Raw genomic sequence first — 3,692 nt, forward strand, 5'->3', positions numbered from 1 at the left:
AGCGCGGCGGCGCGCACCGTGCGCGCGGCGTGTGCGGCGTTCATGCTCATTCCCCCGATCCGCCCCCACATGGCCGCGCTCAACGCCCGCCCCCCGTCGCCGGCGCCGCAAGGCCGGGAGTTCCCGGCGCATGATCCCGGGTCTCCAGAACGGAGTCCGCGATGGACGGCGGCAAGGGCCTGGTCTTCTCGAAGAAGCCCAGCAGCGGCAGGATGATCAGGAAGTGCGCGAAGTAGTAGACCGTCGCGATGCGGGCGAACACGACGTACCAGCCTTCGGCGGGCTTCGAGCCCAGCCAGCCCAGCAGGATGCACACGCCCACGAAGATCCAGAAGAACTGGCGGTAGAGCGGCCTGTAGTTCGCCGACCGGACCTTGGAGGTGTCGAGCCAGGGCAGGAAGGCCAGGATCGCGACCGAGCCGAACAGCGCCATCACGCCGCCGAGCTTGGAGGGGATCGCGCGCAGGATCGCGTAGAAGGGCAGGAAGTACCATTCCGGAACGATATGAGCCGGCGTCACGAGCGGGTTCGCCGGGACGTAGTTGTCGGCGTGACCGAGGTAGTTCGGCGTGTAGAAGATGAACCACGCGAACATGATCATGAAGCAGGTGACGGCGAACGCGTCCTTGAGCGTCGCGTAGGGCGTGAACGGGACGGTGTCCTTGCGGATGTCCTTGACCTCGACGCCGGTCGGATTGTTCTGGCCGACATGGTGCAGCGCCCAGATGTGGAGCCCGACCACGCCGACGATCATGAACGGCAGCAGGTAGTGCAGCGCGAAGAACCGGTTGAGCGTCGCGTTGTCGACCGAGAACCCGCCCCACAGCCACGTGACGATCGCCTCGCCCACGACGGGGATCGCCGAGAACAGGTTGGTGATGACGGTCGCGCCCCAGAAGGACATCTGGCCCCAGGGCAGCACGTAGCCCATGAAGGCGGTCGCCATCATCAGCAGCAGGATGATGACGCCGAGAATCCACAGCACTTCGCGGGGCGCCTTGTAGGAGCCGTAATACATGCCGCGGAAGATGTGGATGAACACCGCGATGAAGAACATCGACGCGCCGTTGGCGTGCATGTAGCGCAGCAGCCAACCATAGTTGACGTCGCGCATGATCTTCTCGACCGACAGGAACGCGTTGCTGGCGTTCGGGTCGTAATGCATCGCAAGCACGACGCCGGTGAGGATCTGCGCGACCAGCATGACCACGAGGATCGCGCCGAACGTCCAGAAATAGTTCAGGTTGCGCGGCACCGGATAGGCGATCGCGCTCGAATGAATCAGACCCGCGATCGGCAGCCGCTCTTCAAGCCATCGCGCGGCTCGAGATTTCGGCTCGTACGTTGAGTGCCCTTCCATCGACGTCCCGTCCCCGAATATCGGCGTTGCTTATGATTGTGTAGTTTCAGCCGATCTTTATCTTGGTGTCCGACTCGAATGCGTAGGTGGGAACCTGAAGGTTCTGCGGCGCCGGGCCCTGCCGGACGCGCCCAGCGCTGTCGTAGTGCGAGCCATGGCAGGGGCAGAACCAGCCGCCGAAGTCGCCGGCGCTGCTGATCGGCACGCAGCCCAGATGGGTGCACACGCCGACGACGACGAGCCAGTTCTCCTTGCCCTGCGCGGCGCGGTTCTCGTCGCTCGCCGGAGCGTCGGCCGGAAGGTTGTCGTTGCGGGCCACGCGGTCGACCAGCTGATCGAGCTTGACCTGCTTGGCCTCCTCGATCTGCGCCTTGGTCCGGTTCCACACGAAGACGGGCTTGCCGCGCCACTTGATGGTGACGACCTGGCCTTCGGGGATCTGCGAGAGGTCGACCTCGGTCGACGCAAGCGCGAGCGCGGCCCGGTCAGGGTTCATCTGCGCGATGAAGGGCCACGCCAGAAACGCGGCGCCGACCCCCGCCGCAGCTCCTGTCGCCAGGAAAAGGAAGTCGCGACGATTCGGATCTTGCGCGTCGTCCATCGCTGTCACACTCGTGCTCCCAGCCACGAATTCGTCTCGCCTCACGCGCCGCGTTTCCCGACCGGCTTGTCATGAGAGTAAGTCGAAACAGTCGCCGGCTTCTCGCACCCGCAAGCCGCGGCTGTCCACCCTGCGGCTCCGGTTACGACGCGGTGTCGCACCGATCGGGACACCATGTCGCAGCGCGGGAACACGCTCCGATTTAAAGGCCTTCGCGATCATGCGCCTAGCGTTGTACCAGCCGGACATTCCGCAGAACGCCGGAACGCTCCTCCGACTCGCCGCCTGCCTAGGCGTCGCGGCCGACATCGTCGAGCCAGCCGGCTTCCCTGTTTCGGACCGCGCGTTCCGGCGGGCGGGGCTCGATTATCTCGAGAAGGTCTCGATCATCCGGCACGCGTCCTTCGCGGCGTTCGACGCCCGGCGGCGGGCGGAAGGCGGCCGGCTCGTGTTGCTGACCACCCGCGCCGAGACCTCCTATCTGGACGCCCGCTTCGCCCCGGACGATGTCCTGATGGTCGGCCGCGAATCGGCAGGCGCGCCCGCGGAGGTGCATGACGCGGCCGATCTGCGGGTCGCGGTCCCGATGTTGCCGGACTTGCGGTCGCTCAATGTCGCGATCGCGGCCGCGATGGTCCTGTCGGAGGCGCTTCGGCAGACCGGGCTGTTTCCCTCCTGGCCGCCGCCGGCGTAGACCGCACTGACTGTGCCTGGAGACACCCATGACCGCGTCGCTCGTCGACATCGCTGACCGCAAGGAGCGCGCCCGCGCCTGGTTCGAGGAATTGCGCGACAGGCTGCACGCCGCGTTCGAGGCTCTCGAGGACGCCGGTCCGGGCGACGGCCCGGCGGGGCGCTTCGAGCGCACGCCCTGGAACAGGACCGACCACACCGGCCGACCCGGCGGCGGCGGCGTGATGGGCATGATGAAGGGCCGCGTGTTCGAGAAGGTGGGCGTCCACGTCTCCACCGTGCACGGCGAGTTCGCCCCCGAGTTCCGCAAGGAGATTCCGGGCGCGATGGAGGCGCCGGAGTTCTGGGCGTCCGGGATTTCGCTGATCGCGCACCCGATCAATCCGAACGTGCCGACCGTGCACATGAACACCCGGTTCGTGGTGACGAGCCGGGCCTGGTTCGGCGGCGGGGCGGACCTCACGCCGGTGCTCGACCGCCGCAGGACGCAGGAGGATCCCGACACGCAGGCGTTTCATGCGGCGATGCGCGAGGCCTGCGAGGGGCATGCGGTAGCCGACTACGCCAAGTACAAGGCGTGGTGCGACGAGTACTTCTTCCTCAAGCATCGCGGCGAGCCGCGCGGCATCGGCGGCGTCTTCTACGACTGGCTGGACAGCGGCGACTTCGAAGCCGACTTCGCCTTCACGCGTTCGGTCGGCGAGAAGTTCCTGGAGATCTATCCGAAGATCGTCCGCGCCAATGTGGAGACGCCGTGGACCGAGCAGGACCGTGCGGAGCAACTCGTCCGCCGCGGCCGCTATGTGGAGTTCAATCTGCTCTACGACCGGGGCACGATCTTCGGGCTGAAGACCGGCGGCAACGTCGCCTCGATCCTCTCCTCCCTGCCGCCGCACGCGGCCTGGCCCTAGAGCTCCCCGACCTCTCCGAGGGCGAACTCGAGCACCTGCGCGATCGCCGTGGCGCCGTCGGGGAAATCCGCCGCAATCAACGCCGTTCGGATCTTCGGTCAGGCGCCCGGGAAGGGCGCGATTGTCT

4 protein-coding genes are annotated in these 3,692 nt (G+C 66.7%); 2 read left to right on the top strand and 2 right to left on the bottom strand.

All coding sequences use genetic code 11. From position 1 onward, the window contains the following. Positions 1 to 79: 79 nt before the first annotated feature. A complete protein-coding gene (locus ACIKT0_RS14890; RefSeq protein ID WP_407106096.1) occupies positions 80 to 1,360 on the bottom strand; it encodes a cytochrome b in 1,281 nt (426 codons plus the stop codon). Positions 1,361 to 1,406: 46 nt separating this feature from the next. Continuing rightward, the gene (gene petA / locus ACIKT0_RS14895) at positions 1,407 to 1,961 is read right to left on the bottom strand and encodes a ubiquinol-cytochrome c reductase iron-sulfur subunit (protein ID WP_407106097.1); all 555 of its coding nucleotides are present in this window, start codon (positions 1,959 to 1,961) and stop codon (positions 1,407 to 1,409) included. 220 nt (positions 1,962 to 2,181) lie between these two features. Between petA and ACIKT0_RS14900 the strand changes: the two genes are divergently transcribed. Both ACIKT0_RS14900 and hemF read left to right on the top strand, forming a co-directional pair. Further along, the gene (locus ACIKT0_RS14900) at positions 2,182 to 2,655 is read left to right on the top strand and encodes a tRNA (cytidine(34)-2'-O)-methyltransferase (RefSeq protein ID WP_407106098.1); all 474 of its coding nucleotides are present in this window, start codon (positions 2,182 to 2,184) and stop codon (positions 2,653 to 2,655) included. A gap of 28 nt (positions 2,656 to 2,683) precedes the next feature. Continuing rightward, positions 2,684 to 3,565, top strand: coding sequence for an oxygen-dependent coproporphyrinogen oxidase (gene hemF / locus ACIKT0_RS14905; RefSeq protein ID WP_407106099.1), 882 nt, complete (start codon positions 2,684 to 2,686; stop codon positions 3,563 to 3,565). The last annotated feature ends 127 nt before the right edge of the window (positions 3,566 to 3,692 follow it).

The organism is Hansschlegelia beijingensis (assembly GCF_045505405.1).
Lineage (GTDB): Bacteria > Pseudomonadota > Alphaproteobacteria > Rhizobiales > Methylopilaceae > Methylopila > Methylopila beijingensis_A.